The sequence below is a fragment of the Nocardia sp. SYP-A9097 genome, from assembly GCF_009649815.1.
Classification (GTDB): domain Bacteria; phylum Actinomycetota; class Actinomycetes; order Mycobacteriales; family Mycobacteriaceae; genus Nocardia.
Map to the genome: position 1 here is coordinate 1 of NZ_WJIC01000009.1, position 19232 is coordinate 19232.

Annotated in this window: 15 protein-coding genes and 1 pseudogene; 6 read left to right on the forward strand and 10 right to left on the reverse strand. The window is 64.6% G+C overall.

Going from position 1 to position 19232, the window contains the following annotated elements; translation table 11 throughout:
* Window positions 1-858: 858 nt before the first annotated feature.
* The 5 genes from GFY24_RS19330 to dxs all read right to left on the reverse strand — a co-directional run bounded on the left by GFY24_RS19330 (window position 859) and on the right by dxs (window position 6812).
* Window positions 859-1596: a dienelactone hydrolase family protein gene (locus tag GFY24_RS19330; RefSeq protein WP_153806490.1), complete on the reverse strand. Its 738-nt coding sequence runs from the start codon at window positions 1594-1596 to the stop codon at window positions 859-861.
* Window positions 1597-1886: 290 nt separating this feature from the next.
* On the reverse strand, window positions 1887-2657 hold the full coding sequence (locus tag GFY24_RS19335; RefSeq protein WP_153806491.1) for a hypothetical protein: 771 nt from the start codon (window positions 2655-2657) through the stop codon (window positions 1887-1889).
* A complete protein-coding gene (locus GFY24_RS19340; protein WP_228566464.1) occupies window positions 2641-3552 on the reverse strand; it encodes a hypothetical protein in 912 nt (303 codons plus the stop codon). The genes GFY24_RS19335 and GFY24_RS19340 overlap by 17 nt, the downstream gene beginning before the upstream one ends.
* Window positions 3553-3886: 334 nt before the next feature.
* Entirely contained in the window at window positions 3887-4705 is an 819-nt protein-coding gene (locus GFY24_RS19345; protein WP_153806492.1) for an enoyl-CoA hydratase, read from the reverse strand.
* Between the two features lie 136 nt (window positions 4706-4841).
* On the reverse strand, window positions 4842-6812 hold the full coding sequence (dxs, locus tag GFY24_RS19350) for a 1-deoxy-D-xylulose-5-phosphate synthase (RefSeq protein ID WP_309231049.1): 1971 nt from the start codon (window positions 6810-6812) through the stop codon (window positions 4842-4844).
* Between the two features lie 198 nt (window positions 6813-7010).
* Here dxs and glsA point away from each other — a divergent pair.
* From glsA to GFY24_RS19370, 4 genes and pseudogenes are all read left to right on the forward strand, one after another.
* Window positions 7011-8831: pseudogene (glsA, locus tag GFY24_RS19355) on the forward strand (glutaminase A).
* A gap of 129 nt (window positions 8832-8960) precedes the next feature.
* Window positions 8961-9647, forward strand: coding sequence for an SIMPL domain-containing protein (locus GFY24_RS19360; RefSeq protein ID WP_309231050.1), 687 nt, complete (start codon window positions 8961-8963; stop codon window positions 9645-9647).
* A 721-nt stretch (window positions 9648-10368) separates the two neighbouring features.
* Window positions 10369-11268 (forward strand): helix-turn-helix transcriptional regulator, encoded by a 900-nt coding sequence (locus tag GFY24_RS19365; RefSeq protein WP_153806493.1) that lies wholly within the window; start codon window positions 10369-10371, stop codon window positions 11266-11268.
* Window positions 11258-11467 carry a DUF397 domain-containing protein gene (locus GFY24_RS19370; protein ID WP_309231051.1) on the forward strand — a complete coding sequence of 70 codons (210 nt, stop codon included), beginning with the start codon at window positions 11258-11260 and terminating at the stop codon, window positions 11465-11467. The genes GFY24_RS19365 and GFY24_RS19370 overlap by 11 nt, the downstream gene beginning before the upstream one ends.
* A gap of 49 nt (window positions 11468-11516) precedes the next feature.
* Here the strand turns inward: GFY24_RS19370 and GFY24_RS19375 are convergent, their stop codons facing one another.
* The 3 genes from GFY24_RS19375 to GFY24_RS19385 all read right to left on the reverse strand — a co-directional run bounded on the left by GFY24_RS19375 (window position 11517) and on the right by GFY24_RS19385 (window position 15868).
* The gene (locus GFY24_RS19375) at window positions 11517-12326 is read right to left on the reverse strand and encodes a hypothetical protein (protein ID WP_153806495.1); all 810 of its coding nucleotides are present in this window, start codon (window positions 12324-12326) and stop codon (window positions 11517-11519) included.
* A 93-nt stretch (window positions 12327-12419) separates the two neighbouring features.
* Window positions 12420-13883: a TRAM domain-containing protein gene (locus GFY24_RS19380; protein ID WP_309231052.1), complete on the reverse strand. Its 1464-nt coding sequence runs from the start codon at window positions 13881-13883 to the stop codon at window positions 12420-12422.
* On the reverse strand, window positions 13880-15868 hold the full coding sequence (locus tag GFY24_RS19385) for an APC family permease (protein WP_309231053.1): 1989 nt from the start codon (window positions 15866-15868) through the stop codon (window positions 13880-13882). Before GFY24_RS19385 ends, GFY24_RS19380 begins: the two co-directional genes overlap by 4 nt.
* 259 nt (window positions 15869-16127) lie before the next feature.
* Here GFY24_RS19385 and GFY24_RS19390 point away from each other — a divergent pair, with 259 nt between their 5' ends.
* A complete protein-coding gene (locus GFY24_RS19390) occupies window positions 16128-16793 on the forward strand; it encodes a TrkA family potassium uptake protein (protein WP_309231054.1) in 666 nt (221 codons plus the stop codon).
* A gap of 2 nt (window positions 16794-16795) precedes the next feature.
* A complete protein-coding gene (locus GFY24_RS19395; protein WP_153806498.1) occupies window positions 16796-17485 on the forward strand; it encodes a TrkA family potassium uptake protein in 690 nt (229 codons plus the stop codon).
* 49 nt (window positions 17486-17534) lie between these two features.
* Here the strand turns inward: GFY24_RS19395 and GFY24_RS19400 are convergent, their stop codons facing one another.
* Window positions 17535-18176 carry a sigma-70 family RNA polymerase sigma factor gene (locus GFY24_RS19400; RefSeq protein WP_309231095.1) on the reverse strand — a complete coding sequence of 214 codons (642 nt, stop codon included), beginning with the start codon at window positions 18174-18176 and terminating at the stop codon, window positions 17535-17537.
* Between the two features lie 220 nt (window positions 18177-18396).
* Window positions 18397-19227 carry a DUF3159 domain-containing protein gene (locus GFY24_RS19405; protein WP_228566465.1) on the reverse strand — a complete coding sequence of 277 codons (831 nt, stop codon included), beginning with the start codon at window positions 19225-19227 and terminating at the stop codon, window positions 18397-18399.
* Between the last annotated feature and the right edge of the window lie 5 nt (window positions 19228-19232).

Consider the following 19232-nt stretch of genomic DNA (forward strand, 5'->3'; position numbering starts at 1 on the left):
AGTCGTCATCGGTCAACGCCAGCAGTGAGGCTTCGAGAAGAGTGTCAGCCGCATCGCCCAGTGCCGAAGCACCGGCTGCGATTACGGTTTCCCTCCCCTGATTCATAGCCTAATTCTACCGCCGAAATAGCCCCCGAAGAACCCCAAATGTGTTGTGATATAAAGTGATTCAGAATATCGGGCCGTTCATTTCACGCCCTTTGTCTCCACGCGTCTACCGACCGAGAGTTCCCGCATTTTCTCGTTCTTGTTCTTTTATGTTTTGTCTCTGAACGGAACCACAGCCTGCCAGCCAGGCTGGTACGTGAGATGACGGCACCCAAGGGGGGAGCGAAAGCCGGGTACGGCACCCAAGGTTCCCACACCTCTTCTTTGTCGCATGCACGCCACAACCGAACACCACCAAGATCGCACCACGCCATTGGTTCGGCCACCCCCGGCAAATGCCAAACCAGTAGTGCGCGCCGCGGCGCCCAATCAGCACCGCGGCACAACCACTCCCTCGCCAGGGAAGGGCATCTGCTCGTTATCCACCGTCACCCAGCGAGAAGAGTTTTCAGGCGGACGCCAACTGACGCTGTATGCGAACTGCCACACAATGATTCATCGACGGCCGAAGCAATTACTCACGCCAGACAAGCCGCGAAAGACTATCGTGCGACCGACCAACTGATTCCGTGCGTTCCCACGATCTGAGCCGTGAGATCGACTGCGGTACAGGCTGACTGGGTACCGCTACAGTCGAGGTGGTTGTAGATCTGCCGGCCATCGCTCATCGAGGAGGGGCGTGACCCGTCCTCGATGAGCGGCAGCCTGGCCGACAGCTCTATCGTCTGCTGCCGGCGTGACGGGTCGGTCTCACTTCAGGTGCCGGGCGAAGAACCGGTTCCCCTCCTCCCCCGCGAACTGCGGGACGCCGGTGTGGCCGCCCATATTGGCGTGCAGAGTCTTCTCTTTGGAGCCGAAGGCGTCGAAGAGGTCCAGGGCCATTTGCCGGTCGTTTCCTTCGTCGTCCCATTGCAGCAGGACGTGCAGTGGGATGGTGACCTGCCGGGCCTCCTCGATTATGGTGCGGGGCACGAAACTTCCGGCGAACAGGACGGCGGCCGAGATGCGTGGCTCGACCAGCGCGAGCCGTACACCGATGGAGATCACCCCTCCCGAGAAACCGACTGGGCCATCGATCTCGGGCAGCGCGAGCAGGGCGTCCAGGGTGGCCTGCCATTCCGGGACCGATTTGTCGACGAGCGGGAGGATGAGCCGGTCGACGATGTCGTCGGTGACCGGCTCCCCGGCCTGCAGCACTTGGCGCAGGTCGGCGCGGGCCTGATCGGCAGCGGCCGAACGGGGCCGATCACCAGTCCAGGGCAGTTCGATGGTGGCCGCGGCGTAGCCCTGCGCCGCGGAGTGCTGGGCCCGAGCTACCAGTCGGGGGTACATCTTCTTCAGTCCGAGTCCGCCGGGATTGCCGAGCAGGATCAGCGGTGTCGGTGCGGATACGGATTCAGGCGTCCAGAGGATGCCGGGAATCTCGCCGAGGGTGAATTCGCGCTCGAGGACGCCGTCATCGAGGCGCTTTTCAGAAGTGAATTGCATTGGTCGTGCCTTTCGGGAGTGCTGATGGCGCTCCCAGACGACCTATCGCCCGACCGTGACCCCAGAGGGGAGCACCCATGTAGATACTGCGTTCACGGGTACCACCTCCTCGTTCTCTCGCACGGCCTCCGGAAGGCTAACAGTGGTCGCCACAGTCCGCCAACATGTTTTCGCGGAGGCTTTCATGGCCGGATTGCCCGGTAATACACCTGACTGCCTGTCGCGTGGACGATGGAATCGCATCTCCGGACCGGCACTCGGATCTCGCACACCATCGGAAGCACCGGAGGTCATACGGGCGGCATCAGGTCGCTCTCGCTGACTGTGTACGTCAACGGGGGGTAGACGAAGTCTATTTCGTTGTTCTCGCGTCGGCGTAGTCGGTAGAACTCGCGCCGCTGATCGTCGTCAGCCGAGGTGAGGCGCGCACCCTGCGGGAGGTAGGCGTGTCCCTCGCGAAACCGGATGAAGGTCTTCGACGTCCGGAAGGTCACGCCCAGCCATTGGTTCTCCGCTGCCCGGGCGGGCGCGCCCAGGACGATCTTGTGCACGAGTCGCCGATTCGAGGTGACGGAGAACGCGACGACACTGTTGTGGGCGAGGGGGATCTCGAACGTCTTGCCGGACAACCCCTTTGGTTCGAAGATCAGCTTCCTCGGCGGGACCGCTTCGGGGTGTCGGTAGCAGGAGAAGACGGCGATGAACGACTCGTCGGCCAGATCGAGGGCTTGGTCCGAATGGCTGCCCATGGTGGCGTAGGCGTTCGTGTAGCTCTCGATGAGTGCGTTGTTGAAGCCGACCGAGAGCCCTGCTACCTCCTGAATCCGTTGTGCCAGACGGTCATGCACCGCCCGGAAGTGCTGTGTCGGGCTGCCGTATCGAGTGGTGGTACGGACGAGAGGCACGCCGCCCGACCCGTCGGTCTTGGTGAGCGTGGCGCCTCGCCGACCTTTTCCCACGTCTTCCAAGAGTGCCGAGGCGGAGAGCTCCGCGAAGAGATCCTCCTCGAAAAGCAGTGCGTACGAGACGATTTCGTCCGAGATCCTAGGCTCGGGGCGCAACGTAGTCTCCCGTGTTCATGCTGAAGAGAAATTGGTCGCCGTAGTCGATGAAGGACGAGGTCCTGTTCTCCTGGGAGTACAGCCTGCGCAGCTCATCCATGCCCTCGGGTGTGGGCGGCCCCAGCTCCACCAAGTCTCCGGCCCTGTCGAGAAATGTTTGGCTATTCTTGTGCACGGCTTCGGTTTTCGAGCAGCGCACCACGTATCCCAGGCGGGTCGGCAGCGATTCGACGTCCAACGTCGAAGGCCGGATTTCGTGGGTGTACAGGCGGTTGGTCGACAGCGGCATGAAGAAGACGGAGCCGGGATAGAGGATCAGGGTGAACTGTGCGGGGAGCCCGTCGCGCTCTTCGACCGAATCCTTCAGGCGGAAGCGGAGTTTGGTCAGCCCGCTGGCACTCTTCACGCCGTAGTCGAAGGCGTCTTCGGTCAAGGGCCGCAGCTTGTCGAGCCCGTCATAAAAGGTGCAGAAGGCCATGATCCCGCTGGCGGGCATGTCCTTGGTCTTGTCCGCGTGGGCCGAGATCTTGGCCTTGGACTGCTTCCGCTCGGCCGCGGCAAGGGTGTTGTGGTAGATCTGGGCGAGGACGTGATTGAGCGGTGCCTGATCCCGAAAGACGGTGGCGGCCTCACGATTCAGGGCCTCGACGATGCTCGTATCGGTCGGGCCGAAGTTCTCGGTCGGCCCCGAGAGGTTCGTGGAGCAGCGGAGCAGTCGGAAATGCAGTTCACCACCACGTCGCGTGACAGGCGTTAAATAGATCCCGCTGCGATGCGCTGTCCCAGGCTTGGTGGACTCGGTCAAGGACTGGAACGCGTGCTCCGCGTGGATCCGCCCGAAGTGGTCGGCACCGAGGTCGAAGAAGCGGCGGTAGAACACGCCGACGCCGTGCACACGGACGGGAACCCGGCCGAGGTCGATGAGGGTCCACGGTTCGTCGACGTCCTCGCGGTAACCGTGTGACAGCCCTCGGATGACGAACACTCTTGCAGCCGCCCGAGTTGGCGGTCGCCGATCGCTGAAACATCACCACACAGGTAGACGGTCTTCTGCGTGAGGTCGGGTGAACCGGAAGCAAGTTCCTCCGGTGTGACCGTGGACCCGAAGAAGTCCCTGATCAAGTCGTTGTCCCGCAACGCCGCAGGCGCGATCAAGATGTTGCTCGTGTCTTCGATGCAGGCTTCTGTGGTGTACATCAAGCGGTACCCGTCATTCGCAGATCTCGCGGTCAGTCTTCGAAGATCGGGGGGCGGCGGTCTCGACGGGCGCGGATTGCCTCTTCGAAGTTTTCGGTGGTGAGGCGGACGTAGAGCTGGGCGGTGCCCTCGTGTTGCATGTGAGATTCGAAGCTGCCGGCTTCGAGGCCGCTCCAGAGCATGCGTTTGGTCAGTTCGGTGCCTACTCGGCTCCAGCGGATGATTTGGTCGGCGGTGTCGTACGCGGCTTCGAGGAGTTTGTCGGCGGGGACTACGCGCGAGACTATGCCGATGCGTTCGGCTTCGGCGGCGTCCACGTCGCGGCCGGTGAGCATGATTTCGAAGGCTCGGGTGGTGCCGACCGCTCGGGGTAGCAGGTAGCTGATGCCGAGTTCGGCCGCGGTCAGGCCGTTGTTGATGCCTGCGGCCCGGAAGTAGGCGTCCTCCGAGGCGATTCGGATATCGGTGCCGACCGCCAGGCAGAAGCCGCCGCCGATGGCCGCGCCGTTGATGGCGCTGATCACCGGCTGATGCATGCGGCGGATGGTCAGCATGACGTTGTTGAGCAGCTCCATGGAGCGGCGGGCGATGGTGGTTTTGGTCAGGCCCTCGACCCCGGGGACACGGCCCGCGTGTTGCAGGTCCGCGCCGGAGCAGAAGCCGTGGCCCGCGCCGGTGAGCACCACCACGCGGACCTCGTTGTCGGCGGCGACCGCCTCGAGGGTTTCACGCAGCGGGATCATGACGTCGAAGGCCATGGCGTTCATCCGCTCGGGGCGGTTGAGGGTGACCAGGGCGATGCCCGGGCGCGGCTTCTCGACGAGTACGAACGCGGGGTCCTCTGCGGGCATGCACAACTCCTGACCGGAAAACTGTAACCGGTTCTAGAATCTACGCGAGAAGTGCTGCGGCGTACACGTTCCGGCGGATACGAGAGAGGCGGGCCGCACCCCTGGAGATGCCGCCCGCCTCTGCTCTTGGATACGACTACTCCGCGAGCGCCCTCGCGGTCGAGATGGGCTTACCGCCCTCGGCTTCGGACATCGCCACATCCGCCTCGGCGCTGTTACCCAGCCAGCCGTGCACACGCTGCGCGATATCGCCCGGGGTGAGACCCAGGTCGTGGTGGATCTGCGCGCGCGCGGCGTGATCCAGGAACTGCTGCGGCACACCGAGATCGCGCGTGGCGACATCGACACCGACCGCACGCAGGCGCGCGGAGACCGTACTGCCGATACCACCGTGCAGGCCGCTGTCCTCCATGGTCACGACCAGGCGGTAGTTCTCGGCCAGCTTCACCACGGTGTCCGAGACCGGCAGCACCCAGCGCGGGTCGATGACCGTGACCGAAACACCCTCGGCCGCCAGCAGATCCGAGACCTTCAAGGCAAGGTCCGCGAAGGCACCGACCGCGACGAGCAGTACATCGCCACGCGCCGACTGCGCACCGGCGTCCTCACCCTCGGGCAGCCGCAGCACATCCACGCCGTCGAAGCGCTCGACCGCGGAAATATCCTCCGAGGTCGTGCCCTTCGGGAAGCGGATGGCAGTCGGGCCGTCACTGATATGCAGTGCCTCGCCCAGCTCCTCGCGCAGGGTGGCACCATCGCGCGGGGCTGCCACGCGAATACCGGGGACGATGCCGAGCACCGAGAAATCCCACATGCCATTGTGCGAAGCACCGTCGTCACCGGTGATTCCGGCGCGATCCAGCACCAGCGTCACCGGAAGCTTGAGTAGTGCCACATCCATCAGCAGCTGATCGAACGCACGGTTCAGGAAGGTGGAGTAGATGGCCACCACCGGATGCAGACCACCCAGGGCCATACCGGCCGCGGAAGTCATGGCGTGCTGTTCGGCGATGCCGACGTCGAACATGCGCTCCGGGAAGCGCTTTCCGAACGGGGACAATCCGGTCGGACCGGGCATGGCGGCGGTAATTGCGACAATATCGTCGCGCTGCTCGGCCTGCTCGATGAGTTCCTCGGAGAAGATCGAGGTCCAGCTCGTTCCGGACGAACCACCCAGCGGCTCACCCGTCTCCGGGTCGATGCGGCTGACCGAATGCATCTGATCGGCCACATGGTCCTCGGCGGGCTTGAAACCGCGGCCCTTCTGCGTGACCACGTGCACCACGACCGGACCACCGAAATCCTTGGCGCGCCGCAGCGCAGCCTCCAATGCCACGGTGTCGTGACCATCGACCGGGCCCACGTACTTCAGGCCCAGATCGCCGAACAACTCCTGCGGAGCCACCGCGTCCTTGATGCCGGTCTTCAACGCGTGCAGCATCGAATAGGCCGAATCCCCCACGCGCGGAATGGACTGCACGATGCGCTTGGTGGCGTCCAGAGCCTGCTCGTAGGCAGGCTGCATACGCAACCCGGCCAACCGCTCGGCGAGACCGCCGATGGTCGGCGCATACGAACGACCATTGTCATTGACCACCACGACCACCGAACGGTCCTGCCCGGCGGCGATATTGTTCAACGCCTCCCAGCACATACCGCCGGTGAGTGCGCCGTCGCCGACGACCGCGACCACATGCCGCTTCTGCCTGGTCAGCCCGAACGCCTTGGCCAGACCGTCCGCATAGGACAGTGACGCCGACGCGTGCGAGGACTCGACCCAGTCGTGCGCGCTCTCCGCGCGGCACGGATAGCCGGACAGGCCACCGCCCTTGCGTAGCGTGTCGAACCCGTCCTTGCGGCCGGTGAGGATCTTGTGCACATAGGCCTGGTGCCCGGTATCGAAGATGATCGGGTCGGCCGGCGAATCGAAGATCCGGTGCAGCGCGATGGTCAGCTCCACGACGCCGAGGTTCGGCCCCAGGTGCCCACCGGTGACGGCGACCTTTCGCACCAGGAACTCGCGAATCTCCTCGGCCAATTCGCGCAGCTCCGGTATCGACAGCCGACGCAGGTCCTCGGGCATGTCGACCCGGGAAAGCACTCCCACGGCTATTGCTCCCTCCGGATGTCTCCTGTGATTGCAACAGTCTACGGAGACCCGACCGGCCCCCAACGCCAGGAACTGAACTCCACCTGCGACATCCGCAATAGATGTGAGGCTCCACACACATTACCTGGATACAGTGGCCGCGTGGTCCCCCCAATTCCGGCCACCGGCGGCCCAGCTCGCGTGTCGCACGGCGTGGTGGCGAACATCATCGATGAAGTGTACGAATTATGCCGTTCGGACACCTCCGGTGAGCTCGCCGACTACATACCGGAACTCGCGGCGGTACAACCGGATTCATTCGGCATCTGCCTGACCACCGCCGACGGCAAGATATACGGCAGCGGAGACCTGGACACCCACTTCACAATTCAGTCGATCTCCAAACCCTTCACCTACGCACTGGCATTGGCCGATCGCGGACCCGCCGCCGTGGCCGAACGAATTGATGTGGAGCCCACCGGGGAACCGTTCAACGAAATCAGTCTCGACCCCAAGACCCAGCGGCCCCGCAATCCGATGATCAACGCCGGCGCGATTGCCGCCGCGGCCCTGGTCGACGGTCGTGACGCGGCCGACCGATTCGCACGGATACGGCGCAGCTACAGCCGATTCGCCGGGCGTGAACTTCAACTCGATGAGGACGTGTACGCCTCCGAGGCGCGCACCGGATTCCGCAATCGGGCCATCGGATATCTGCTGCGCGGAGCCGGAATCATCGACGGCGATCCGGATGAAGCGGTCGACCGGTACTTCCGGCAATGCTCCATCGACGTGACCTGCCGCGATCTGGCGGTGATGGCCGCCACGCTCGCCAATAACGGCGTGAATCCATTGACACACGAACGCGCGCTGTCGCGGCCACTGGTCGAACAGGTACTGAGCGTGATGACCACCTGCGGTATGTACGACGCCGCCGGAGACTGAGTCACCACCGTCGGGCTGCCCGCGAAAAGCGGTGTGGGCGGCGGGATTCTGGCCGTCCTGCCCGGCCAGATCGGAATCGCCGTCTACTCACCACGATTGGACGCACACGGCAGCAGTGTGCGCGGGGTCAAGGTGTGCCGGGAGCTCTCGCATCGGCTCGGATTGCACTTCCTGCATGTGACACGGGCCGCGCATACGGCAATTCGGACCGCTTATACCGTGGCCGAAGCACCTTCGCGATTGCGGCGTGACGCCGATGAACTGGCGGTTTTGCGCGAATGGGGTGAGCGCGCACAGATTTTCGAACTACACGGCGATCTGCTGTTCGCGGGCGCGGAATCCACCGTGCGCACGGTGGAGGCCACCGCGGCTACGGGAGATCTCGAAGCGCTCGTATTGGATCTGCGCGAAGTCGCCGATGTGAGCGCGATCGCGGTCCGCATGCTCGACGATCTGCAAGCCGAACTCGCCGCCGCCGGAAGCCGGGTGGCACTGGTCGATCCGGAAGCCAAACTCGGGCATATGGAATCGAGTCTGGATCCGGGCGACCCGCGCGGACGCGTATTCGCCGACCGCGACAGCGCCACCGAATGGTGCGAACAACTCATCATCGACAAATATCGGCCCGAGGATTGCACGCCGTCGGCCGCATTGCGAATCGAACAGCATCCCGCGCTGGCCGATCTGCCCGATGAGGAAAGGCAGCGGCTGGCAAAGGAATTCGAGATCCGCACCATCGCGCGCGGCGAACGCATCATCGCCCGCGACAGCCCGCGCGCCGGACTCTTCCTGATACTCGACGGCCGCGTCCGCTTCACCTTCGAGGATCACACCGGCAGACGACACCGGCTCATCTCACTCTCACCCGGAATGTCATTCGGCGAGATCTCCCTGCTCACCGGAGCGCGATTCAGCAATGACATCTACGCCGAGAACACCGTCCGCCTGGCGGTACTCACCCCGGACAAATTCGACGAACTCACCCGCCAAGCCCCCGAAGTGAAACTCGCACTCCTGGAACGCCTCGCCACCGCCGCCTACGCCCAAGCCGACGCCGCCGTCCGCGCACTCGCCGCACACGGCGGAGTCTGACCAGCGCGCCGCGACCTGGGCAAACGTGGGCGTCGGTAGCATCGGAGCGTGCTCCAGCTTCGGTGCATCCCGGCCGGAACCACGCCGGGATGACGAGGTGACTTCACGATCAGCAACCAGGAGGACGCCGTGACCGGCACCGGAACCAACACCGGCAGCATTACGATCTACGGCTCCGGAAGTGCCACCGGCACACCGGATCTCATGCGAGTGACCATGTCCATCGAGACCAAGGCGAGCACTGTCGCACTCGCGTACGCGGCGGCCGGGGAACGCACTACCGCGCTCATCGAATCGCTACGCAGGGATGAGGTCCCGGGGCGCGATATCTCGACCAGCGGACTGTCGGTGCGCACGGACACGGTATGGACCGAGGCCAATCGCGAGCAGGTTGTCGGATACATCGCGAGCACTTCGCTGTCAGTGACGCTGCGCGATATCGCCGCACCGGAGAAGAGCGACGCGACCAGCGGACCAGCGGCGATCATCGCGCACGCGGTCGACGCGGGCGGAGACGACGTGCGCCTCGGCGGATTGACCCTCACCGTAAGCGATCCCGAGACAATGCTCATCCGGGCACGCGATGCCGCCTGGGACCACGCCCTGGACAAAGCCGAACAGTTCGCCCGCCGCGCAGGCCGCAGGCTCGGCCCGGTCCTGGAGATCACCGAAGACACCTCCGGCCCCTCAATCCCCATGCCCCGCATAGCTTTCGCCGCCGCCAAGAGCGATATAGCCGGTGCCCCACCGATTCCCGTCGAACTCGGTGAAAGCGAACTCTCCGCCTCGATCAAGGTCACCTGGCAACTCGGCTGAACCGCTGCCAGACAGGCTTCGGCAGTGCAGCTTTCGCCCGACGGTGTCGCGGACCGCCCAGGTGCCTAGGCACGATGCCGCCCGTGTTTGCGATGAAGATTGCTTACCGGGATGCGATGGAATGGGCGGCCGTGGGCGATCAGGAGATGTCTGTCAAGCACTGGCGAAGTGTCCGAGTGATCCTCGGAGATCGCCCACCGTACAACCGCGACAACTCCGATATAGGACAGTGCTACGACAATGAACTGAGCCAGCACGAGCATGAAAACCCCCTTAAGACAGGGTATTTGTGAATTTGCGGCACTTGCGGAATTGAGCAGCGGGCGTGCCCGATGACGTTGATCAACCGTCCTTCACATTGAGCGGCTCGACGTCGATTACCAGGGCGACCAGTCCAGGATCGTCACGCACCATGTCCTTGGGCCGTATAGCGCTGCCGTGCTACGAATTTCGGCTTCATCCCACGCTTGCCGCACGCCGCTGATGTCTGATCGCAGGTATCCGATCGCGGTCGGCCGAAACTTCATTGTGTGTCTCCGTTCTCGGGGTATCCCGCTCCGACTGCCCGATGCGCATTTCTATGACACACCCCAGGGCGGTGAAGATTTCACTGAAACGGTGGCACCGAAGAAACTGCCCCGAAACCCCTGAACGATCCCCGCCGCCGGTGGGAAGATATCGCCGCAACGGTGAATCCAACCTCCCCGAACCGGAGGATCCAATGACACAGCCAACCAGCGACGCAGGTTCGACGCTGCCTCGTCGCCAACTCGGCCGCTACCTGCTGGAGTGGCGCACCCGCGCCGGATACACACAGACAAAAGCCGCTCAGCTCCTAGAAATGGGGGCGACCAGTCTCGGACGGTTGGAGAAGGGGGAGAACTCCCGCATCAAATCGCGGGACCTACAGGCCGCGTGCGACCTGTACGGCGTGCCGGAGGATCTCGCCGCCGCACTGGTCGGCCTGGCAAAGCAGACCAACGTCAAGAACTGGTGGCACCAGTACGGCGACCTGATTCCCAAAGACTTTGATGTCTATGTGGGTCTCGAGGCCGCTGCGTCGAAAATCACTACGTACCAACCTGATCTGGTGCCCGGCCTACTTCAGATCGCAGAGTATGACCGATCGCTGGTGAGCCAGATTTGGCCGGCCGATCCCCCCGAGGAGTGGGAGCGGCGTGTGCAGTTGAAAATGCAGCGTCAGAGGATCGTCAGCCGGCGAACCCAGCCGGTTGAGCTGGATGTGGTCGTCGGTGAAGCAGCGCTGCGCCGAGTCGCCGGCGGGCGCACCGTAATGGCTGCTCAACTTCGACGGCTCGCAGATGAATCAGCGCAGGAGAACATCGAGTTGCGGATACTCCCCTCGGAGGCCAGGTTTCCAGGCGGTATCTCGATGCCGCCCTTCGTCCTCCTTCAGTACGGAGAATCGGCACGTGGAGAGCCTGTAGAGCCTCCTGTTGTGTTCCTGGAGGGCATTGTGGGCAACATGTACATTGAGGACGCGGACAACGTGGCAAGCTTCTCGCGATCATTCGACCGCCTCAGAGACGTAGCACTCGACTGCACCGACAGCCGACAGATGCTCAGGAAGATGGCAAGGGAGTATGAGAGTGAACGTTGACCTGTCGGGCGCACGCTGGTTCAAGAGCAGCCATAGCCAGGGCGGCGGCGAATGTGTGGAGGTCGCCTTCCTCGATGGTGGCGCTGTCGGCGTCCGCGACTCCAAGAACCCGACCGGCCCTGCACTGGTCTTCACGCCCGGTGAATGGAGCGCCTTCACCGCAGGTGTCGATGACGGAGAATTCAACCACCCCAACTGATTTCGTAGTCGCGGGCGGCGCCGCTCTCGTCGCCGCGGATCTGGCTGAATCAGAACTCGATCTGGGACAGCAGGGTCGCGGCGCGGGTGGCGGTGAGTTGGATGCGGAAGCGGGTGGCGTCGGCGCGGGTGCGGTGGGGGTGTGGGTTCGGGGAGGTGAGTAGGCGGAGGTCGCGGAGTAGGCGGGTGCCTGCTCGGATCGAGAGGCGGCTCGTATCTATCAGGTGGCGAACGTTTTTGGTGCTGTCGAGGTCTTGGGTGCCCGCTGCGTAGGCGGTGAGGTGGTCGAGGGCGGTGCTCAGGTGTTCTTCGCAGGTGGGGTAGTCGCGGCGGGAGAAGGCGCGGGTGGCCTGCTGTAGGTGTTCCAAAGGGGTTTGCTGGCTGCGTAATTCGAGTTCGGTCTCGATCAGGGCCAGTTGTTCCGCCAGGGCGACGGGCAGGCGCTGGGTGGGTCTGAGGCGACAGCGGACACTGGATTCTGCCGCTGTGCCGCTTACCTTTTCGAGGCGCAGCTGATAGCCGTCGACCAGTAGCGTGGCGCGCAAGGTGGCCAGCCAGGGCGGAAGTTGTTTGCGCTCGGTGGATTCCCCGCGCAGGAACTTCTGTGTGGTCACCTCCACCAGGTTCAGCAGCGCCTGATCGGCGTCGGCATTACCGGCGAGCGCCGCCATGCGCGCACCGTAGACGGGGGTGACCAATCGCCCCCAATAGCTGTCGCTGTTGACCCACATCTCGACGGTGTACTCCGGGCGTTTGAGGTCGACGCTCAGGAGCAGCCCCTCGAGGGAGTAGAACTTGGCTTGATCGCCGTAGATCAGTTCCACCACCGCCGCGAGGGTCGGGTCGGACAGCGTAGTCATGACGGCTATCTTGGCCGACGCCCTGCGGGCCGTGCCGCACGACCCGCTTCCGGCGGGCAAACGGAGAGGGATTCTGCCGCAATACGATCCGGGTCAGCGCTCCAGCAGCGCTATGCATTCCACGTGGTGAGTACCGGGGAAGGCATCGAATACCCGCAGCGCCGAGGGGCGGTAACCGGCAGTGCGGTACAACCCCACATCGCGGGCGAAAGCCGCTGGATCACAACCGATATGGACAATGCGACGCGGGCCACGCTCACCCAGGGCGGCAATGACCTCTTTGCCCGCACCCGCACGCGGCGGGTCCAGCACAACGACATCCGGTGTGGTGTCGGACTGTTCGACAATCCAGCGTTCGACGCGCTCGGCCCGCAACTCCACCCACGGCAGATCCCGCAGTGCCGCTTTACCTTCGGTGACCGCGGTGCGCGCGAACTCGACACCGTGCACCACACCGTCCGCACCGACCCGCTCACCCAGTCCGGCGGCGAAGACACCGACACCGCTGTAGAGATCCCAGGCCAGCGCACCGGGGGCGGCATCGGCCCACTCCCCCACCACATCCGAATAGCATTGCGCCGCACCGTAATGCGGCTGCCAGAAACCGGTGGCGGAGAGTTCGAAGCGGCGACCCGAGACATACTGAACGGCCCGGCCACTGCCATCGATCAGTCGCTCATGGCGCGGACCGGCCGCGGCGGCGCGACGCGCGGCCGCACTACTGCGGTCACTCCCGCGACCCCCACCCTGACGACCACCACGATTGCGTTCACCCCGGCCATGCGCATTGCGGTCACCGCGCTCGGACTCGACCGGAGCCAACTCGATCAAGTGCCGCATACCGTCACCATCCACGGCCACAACAAGATCCGCGCCGGGAGTCCACTTGCGGTCGGCGATACCCTCCATGGCACCGGCCATCGGCTGTGGGCAGCGCAGATCCGCGATCACCTCGGTACTGCGGTAGCCGTGCACACCCGCCCGGCCGTTCGCATCCACCACCAAGCGCACCCGGGATCGCCAACCGGCCGTATATGACTGCGGCACAATCTCTTTCACACGACCGGCCGCGAAGTCACGAATCCGGCCGGCCGCGATGCCGCGCACACCGCCCAGTGCGGCGGGCATGGTGCCGGCCTCGAACGCGCCGAGCCGCGCCGCCGCGCCGTACACCGGGGCGGGGATGGCCTCGACCTCGAAGTCGGTCTCCCAGTCGGCGAGTCGGCGCAACTGCTCGGAGACCACGGCGGCTTTCAGACCGCGCTGACCCTCGGGGCTCGCATGCGCGAAGTCGCAGCAGCCCGCGCCGCCGGGGCCGGAGACCGGGCAGGTGGGGTCGATACGGTCCGCGGACGCCTCCAGGATTTCGATGGCGTCGGCGCGGCAGAACGATCCACCGCGATCCTCGGTCACCCTCGCGCGCACCAGTTCACCGGGCAGGCCGTGGCGCACGAACAGCACGCGCCCCTCATGCCGTGCGACACAGAAGCCACCATGTCCGGGCGGCCCGAGCCGAACCTCGAAAACCGAACCGCGCCAATCTTCTCCGCTACTCACAGTTCGTCTCCGTATCCGCGCCGCACCGAACCGGGGGCACTGATCTCACGTCCGGCACGCGCCTTGGCCGAGGAGGTGAGCTGCCACGGCACCGAGGTCACCATGACGCCCGGCTCGAACAGCAGACGGCCCTTCAATCGCAGCGCACTCTGGTTGTGCAGCAACTGTTCCCACCAATGCCCGACCACATATTCGGGAATGAACACGGTCACCACATCGCGCGGGGAATCCCTGCGCATCCGCTTCACGTAATCCATCACGGGCTTGGTGATTTCACGGTACGGCGATTCGATCACCTTGAGCGGCACCGAGATATCGCTGCGCTCCCACTCCCGTACCAGCGCGCGGGTATCGGGTTCATCGACATTGACGGTAATCGCCTCGATTGTGTCGGGCCGGGTGGCACGCGCGTACGCGATGGCCCGTTTGGTGGGTAGATGGAGTTTGGAGACCAGCACGATGGAGTGCGTGCGACTGGGCAGCACACCATCCCACTCGGTCTCGTCGAGTTCACGCGAGACCGTGTCGTAGTGCCGCCGAATGAGTTTCATCAAACCGAAAATCGCCGCCATGGTGACGATGGCGATCCACGCGCCCGCCAGGAATTTGGTGACCAGCACGATCACCAGCACGGTCGCGGTCATGGTGAGACCGACCGCGTTGATCACCCGCGAACGCTTCATCCGCGCCCGCTGCGTCGGATCGGTCTCGGTGCGCAGCAGTCGCGTCCAATGCCGCAGCATGCCGGTCTGACTCAGCACGAACGACACGAACACACCCACGATGTAGAGCTGGATGAGCTTGGTCACCTCGGCCCCGAAGAACACCACGAACGCGATCGCCGCACCCGCCAGGAAGATGATGCCGTTACTGAACGCCAACCGGTCACCGCGCGTATGCAGCTGCCTCGGCAGGAAGCGGTCCTGCGCCAGAATCGAACCGAGCACCGGGAAACCGTTGAACGCGGTATTGGCCGCCAGCACCAGGATCAGCGCGGTGACGATGGTGACGAAGTAGAAGCCCGCCGGGAACCCGTGGAACACCGCGCCCGCCAACTGCGCGACCAGGGTCTTCTGCTCGTATCCGGCCGGCGCGCCGATCAGATCGGAGGTGTTGTGCGCGTACACCACACCCACCTTCTGGGTGAGCACGATCATCCCCATGAACATGACGATCGCGATACTGCCCAGCAGCAACAGCGTGGTCGCGGCATTGCGCGACTTGGGCTTCCGGAACGCGGGCACACCATTGCTGATGGCCTCCACACCCGTCAGCGCGGCACAGCCGGAGGAGAACGCGCGGGCGATGAGGAACACCAGCGGCAGGCCGAGCAGATGCTCCTCCTCGGCTTTCAGCCCGAATCCATACGACTCCGCGTGCACCTGATCGCCCAGCAGACCGATCCGGAAGAAACCCCACACCAGCATGACGAACATGCCGATCATGAACGCGTACACCGGAATGGCGAACAACGTCCCGGATTCCCGCACACCACGCAGATTCATGGCGGTCAGGATCACGATCGCCGCGACCGCGAACAACACCTTGTGCGTGGAGACGAACGGCACCGCCGAACCGATATTCGAGGCCGCCGAGGAGATCGACACCGCCACGGTGAGCACATAATCCACCAGCAGCGCACTACCCACGGTCAGACCCGCGGTGGGCCCCAGATTCTTCGTGGCGACCTCGTAATCGCCACCACCGGATGGATAGGCGTGCACATTCTGCCGATAGCTGGCAACCACCACCGCCATCACCAGCGCGACCGCCAAACCCACCCACGGTGCGTACGTGTAGGCCGACAGCCCGGCCACCGACAGCACCAGGAAGATCTCCTCCGGCGCGTATGCCACCGATGACAAAGCATCCGAGGCGAAGACCGGGAGCGCGATTCGTTTGGGCAGCAGCGTATGCCCCAGGGAATCGCTACGGAATGGGCGGCCAACCAGCATGCGTTTGGCGGCCGTCGTCAACTTCGACACTTTGGTGAGCATAAGGGAGTGCGCGGCCGGTCGTGTCCACGGCGCGGCAGAGCGCCGTCGCGGACCGTACTGTTGCGCAGGGAGGCCGTGAGTATCAAGCGCTCCGCGGTGTGACCTTTTTCCAGTTCCGGTTTGAATACCGACAAGAGGGGGAAAGTGCCTCGGGAAAAACTCGAGCGGTACGGTTGCCCACCACTGTGGTTTTCTACAAGAGGGAACCAGACCGCACACCACGGTTTTCGGGAATGGGGTTCGCACGGTGTACGTAGTGATCATGGGGTGTGGACGAGTGGGATCCTCACTCGCGCGCGCCCTGGTCCGCATCGGCCACGAGGTCGCGGTGATCGACCAGAATTCGAGCGCCTTCCTCCGTCTCGGCCGTGATTTCCCCGGATTGTGCATTACCGGAGTCGGATTCGACCGGGATGTGCTGACCCGCGCGGGAATCGAACGGGCGGGCGCGTTCGCGGCCGTCTCCTCCGGCGACAACTCCAATATCATCTCCGCGCGGGTGGCTCGCGAAACCTTCGGAATCGACCGCGTCGTCGCCCGCATCTACGACGCCAAACGCGCCGCGGTCTACGAGCGCCTCGGCATTCCGACCATCGCCACCGTGCCGTGGACCACCGATCGGTTCCTGCGCACGCTGGTCGCCGATCAATCCACCACCACCTGGCGCGACCCCACCGGCACCGTCGCGGTCACCGAAATCCCACTGCACGAGGAGTGGTACGGGCGCACCGTGCAATCCCTGGAGAGCGCCACCGGCGCGCGCGTGGCCTTCCTCATCCGGTTCGGACAGGGCATGCTGCCCAACGCCAAAACCATGCTGCAGGCCGATGACATGGTCTATATCGCCGCCACCTCCGGCAGCGTCGGCGAGGCCGTCGCGCTGGCCGGTAATCCCCCCGCTAGCGAGGACTAGTCATGAAGGTAGCCATTGCGGGCGCCGGCGCCGTCGGCCGATCCATCGCCCAGGAGCTATTGCGCGGCGGGCACCAGGTCATGCTGCTGGAGCGCCGCCTCGATCACATCGATCCGACCGCCGCACCCACTGCGGTGTGGACGCACGCCGATGCCTGCGAGCTGGAGACGCTCGAAGAGGCCGGGCTGCAATCCTATGACGTGGTCATCGCCGCCACCGGCGACGACAAGGTGAACCTGGTGTTCGCGCTGCTCGCCAAGACCGAATTCGGGGTGGGGCGCGTGGTCGCGCGCGTGAACGATCCGCGCAACGAATGGCTGTTCGATACCTCGTGGGGTGTGGACGTCGCCGTCTCGACACCGCGACTGCTGGCCTCACTGGTCGAGGAGGCCGTCTCGGTCGGTGATCTGGTGCGGCTCATGACCCTGCGCCAGGGTCAGGCCAATCTGGTCGAGATCACACTGCCCACCGATACGCCATTGGCGGGCAAGGCCGTTCGCACGCTGAAGCTGCCGCGCGATGCCGCGCTGGTCACCATTCTGCGCGGCGGGCGGGTCATCGTCCCGCAGGCCGACGATCCCCTGGAAGGAGAGGACGAACTGCTGTTCGTCACCTCCGTGGAGGCCGAGGACGATCTTCGTAAAGCCCTCGGCGTCAACGGTTTCGGCAGCCCGGTCGGCGCAACCGCCTGATCCTGCCGGGCCGGACTCCCGAAACGTGTTCGGTGCGGGCGGTATTCATCTATGAAGCCGCCCGCAGTTCGGCGCGCAGCTTGTTGAGCGCGCGATGCTGCATCACCCGCACCACGCCCGGACTGGTGCCGATGGCCTCCGCGGTCTGCGCCGCGGTCCACCCCAGCACAATCCGCATGACCAGCACCTCGCGATGGGTCGGAGCCAGCACCTTCATGAGTTCCCGTGTGGCTGCCCGAGTTTCGGACTGCATCGCCCGCTCCTCCGGTCCGGCCTCCATATTCGGCTCGTCCGGGAACTCCGCCACCGGGTATGCCGGGTGCAGCTGTGCCCGCCGGAACGCGTCGGCGACCTTATTGGCCGAGATGCCGTACACGAATGCCAGGAACGACTTGCCCTGATCCCGGTAGCGCGGAATCGCCTGCACGGTGGCCAGGCAGATCTCCTGTGCCACATCATCGGCCGTCACATGCAGGTGTCCCGCACCGCTCATCCGGGCCGCGCAATAACGCCGCACCAGCGGATACACGATCTTGAGAATCTCGGTGACCGCCGCCCGATCACCCGCGGCCGCCGGACCGATCAACTTCTCCAGTTCGGCTGCGGCACGCCGGGATTCCGATGTGGCCGCACTATTGGTCTTGCTTCCCCGCCCCGCCGAATGCCTGCGCGCGGCGGCCGCTGTCTGCACTACGGTCCCGAGCCCCTCGCCACGGTCCTGCTGTGCCACTGCCTTGCCGTCGGTGTTCAACTCCGTCGATCCTTTCGCCGTATCGTTCATAACGATCCTGCGATGATCGGAGCCTTCGAAATAGGCACCCCAGGGGTGGGGTGGCCACCCCCTTTACGGGCCAGATCCGACCGAAGGTGTTGCGCAACGGGCAGTTAGCGCGATAAGGCGCTGGTAGAGCTCAATTACGAGCGGAGTCCGCGGATTCGGTCGACTCGGCGGACTTCCCGGTCTTCGCGGTGGAGACGGGCAGATGCCCGGCCTTACGCACCGCCCACACCGTGACCACCAGGGCCACCGCGGTCAGCGGCCAGCCCATGGCCAGGCGAGCCACCGCCAGCAGACCCGTGCTGTTGGAGGCGTAGAGGTGGTTCTGCACCAGATAGCGGGCACCGAACACCACCGCCCACACCACGGTCGCCAGATCGTAGAGGCGCATGGCCCGGCGATCCGAACGCCATTCGGTGCCATGACCGTTCAACACACCCCAGATGACACCGGCCAGCGGCCAGCGCACCACCAGAGACAGCAGGAACGCGCCCGAGTACACCAGGCTCGCGTAGATACCGAACAGGAAGAAGCCCTTGGCCTCACCCATGCGATAGGCGATGAACGCGCACAGGCCCACACCCAGGAAACCCGAGATCGCGGGCTGAATCGCACCGCGCCGCACCAGACGCCAGATCAGAATCGCGGTCGCCACACCCAGGGCCGCCCAGATGGCGGTGGTGAGCCCGCGCAACGAATTCACCGGCACGAACACCAGCACCGGCAGCGAGGAGTAGATCAGCCCGCTGAAACCACCCAACTGCTCGAGCAGGGTCTGTTCGACCACTTCCTCGAGCTCGTCTTCGAGCTTCTCCTCGAAGTGCTGCACCGCGTACTGCTCGGTCACGGCCCCGGCAAGCTCGGCCTCACGCGCGGTGAGCTCGTGCCCGAAGACGTCCTCCAGCTCGCGAGGGTCACCGGCGGGCGCGCGGCCCTCGTCATTGCTGCTGGCAGGTATCGGCATAGGTG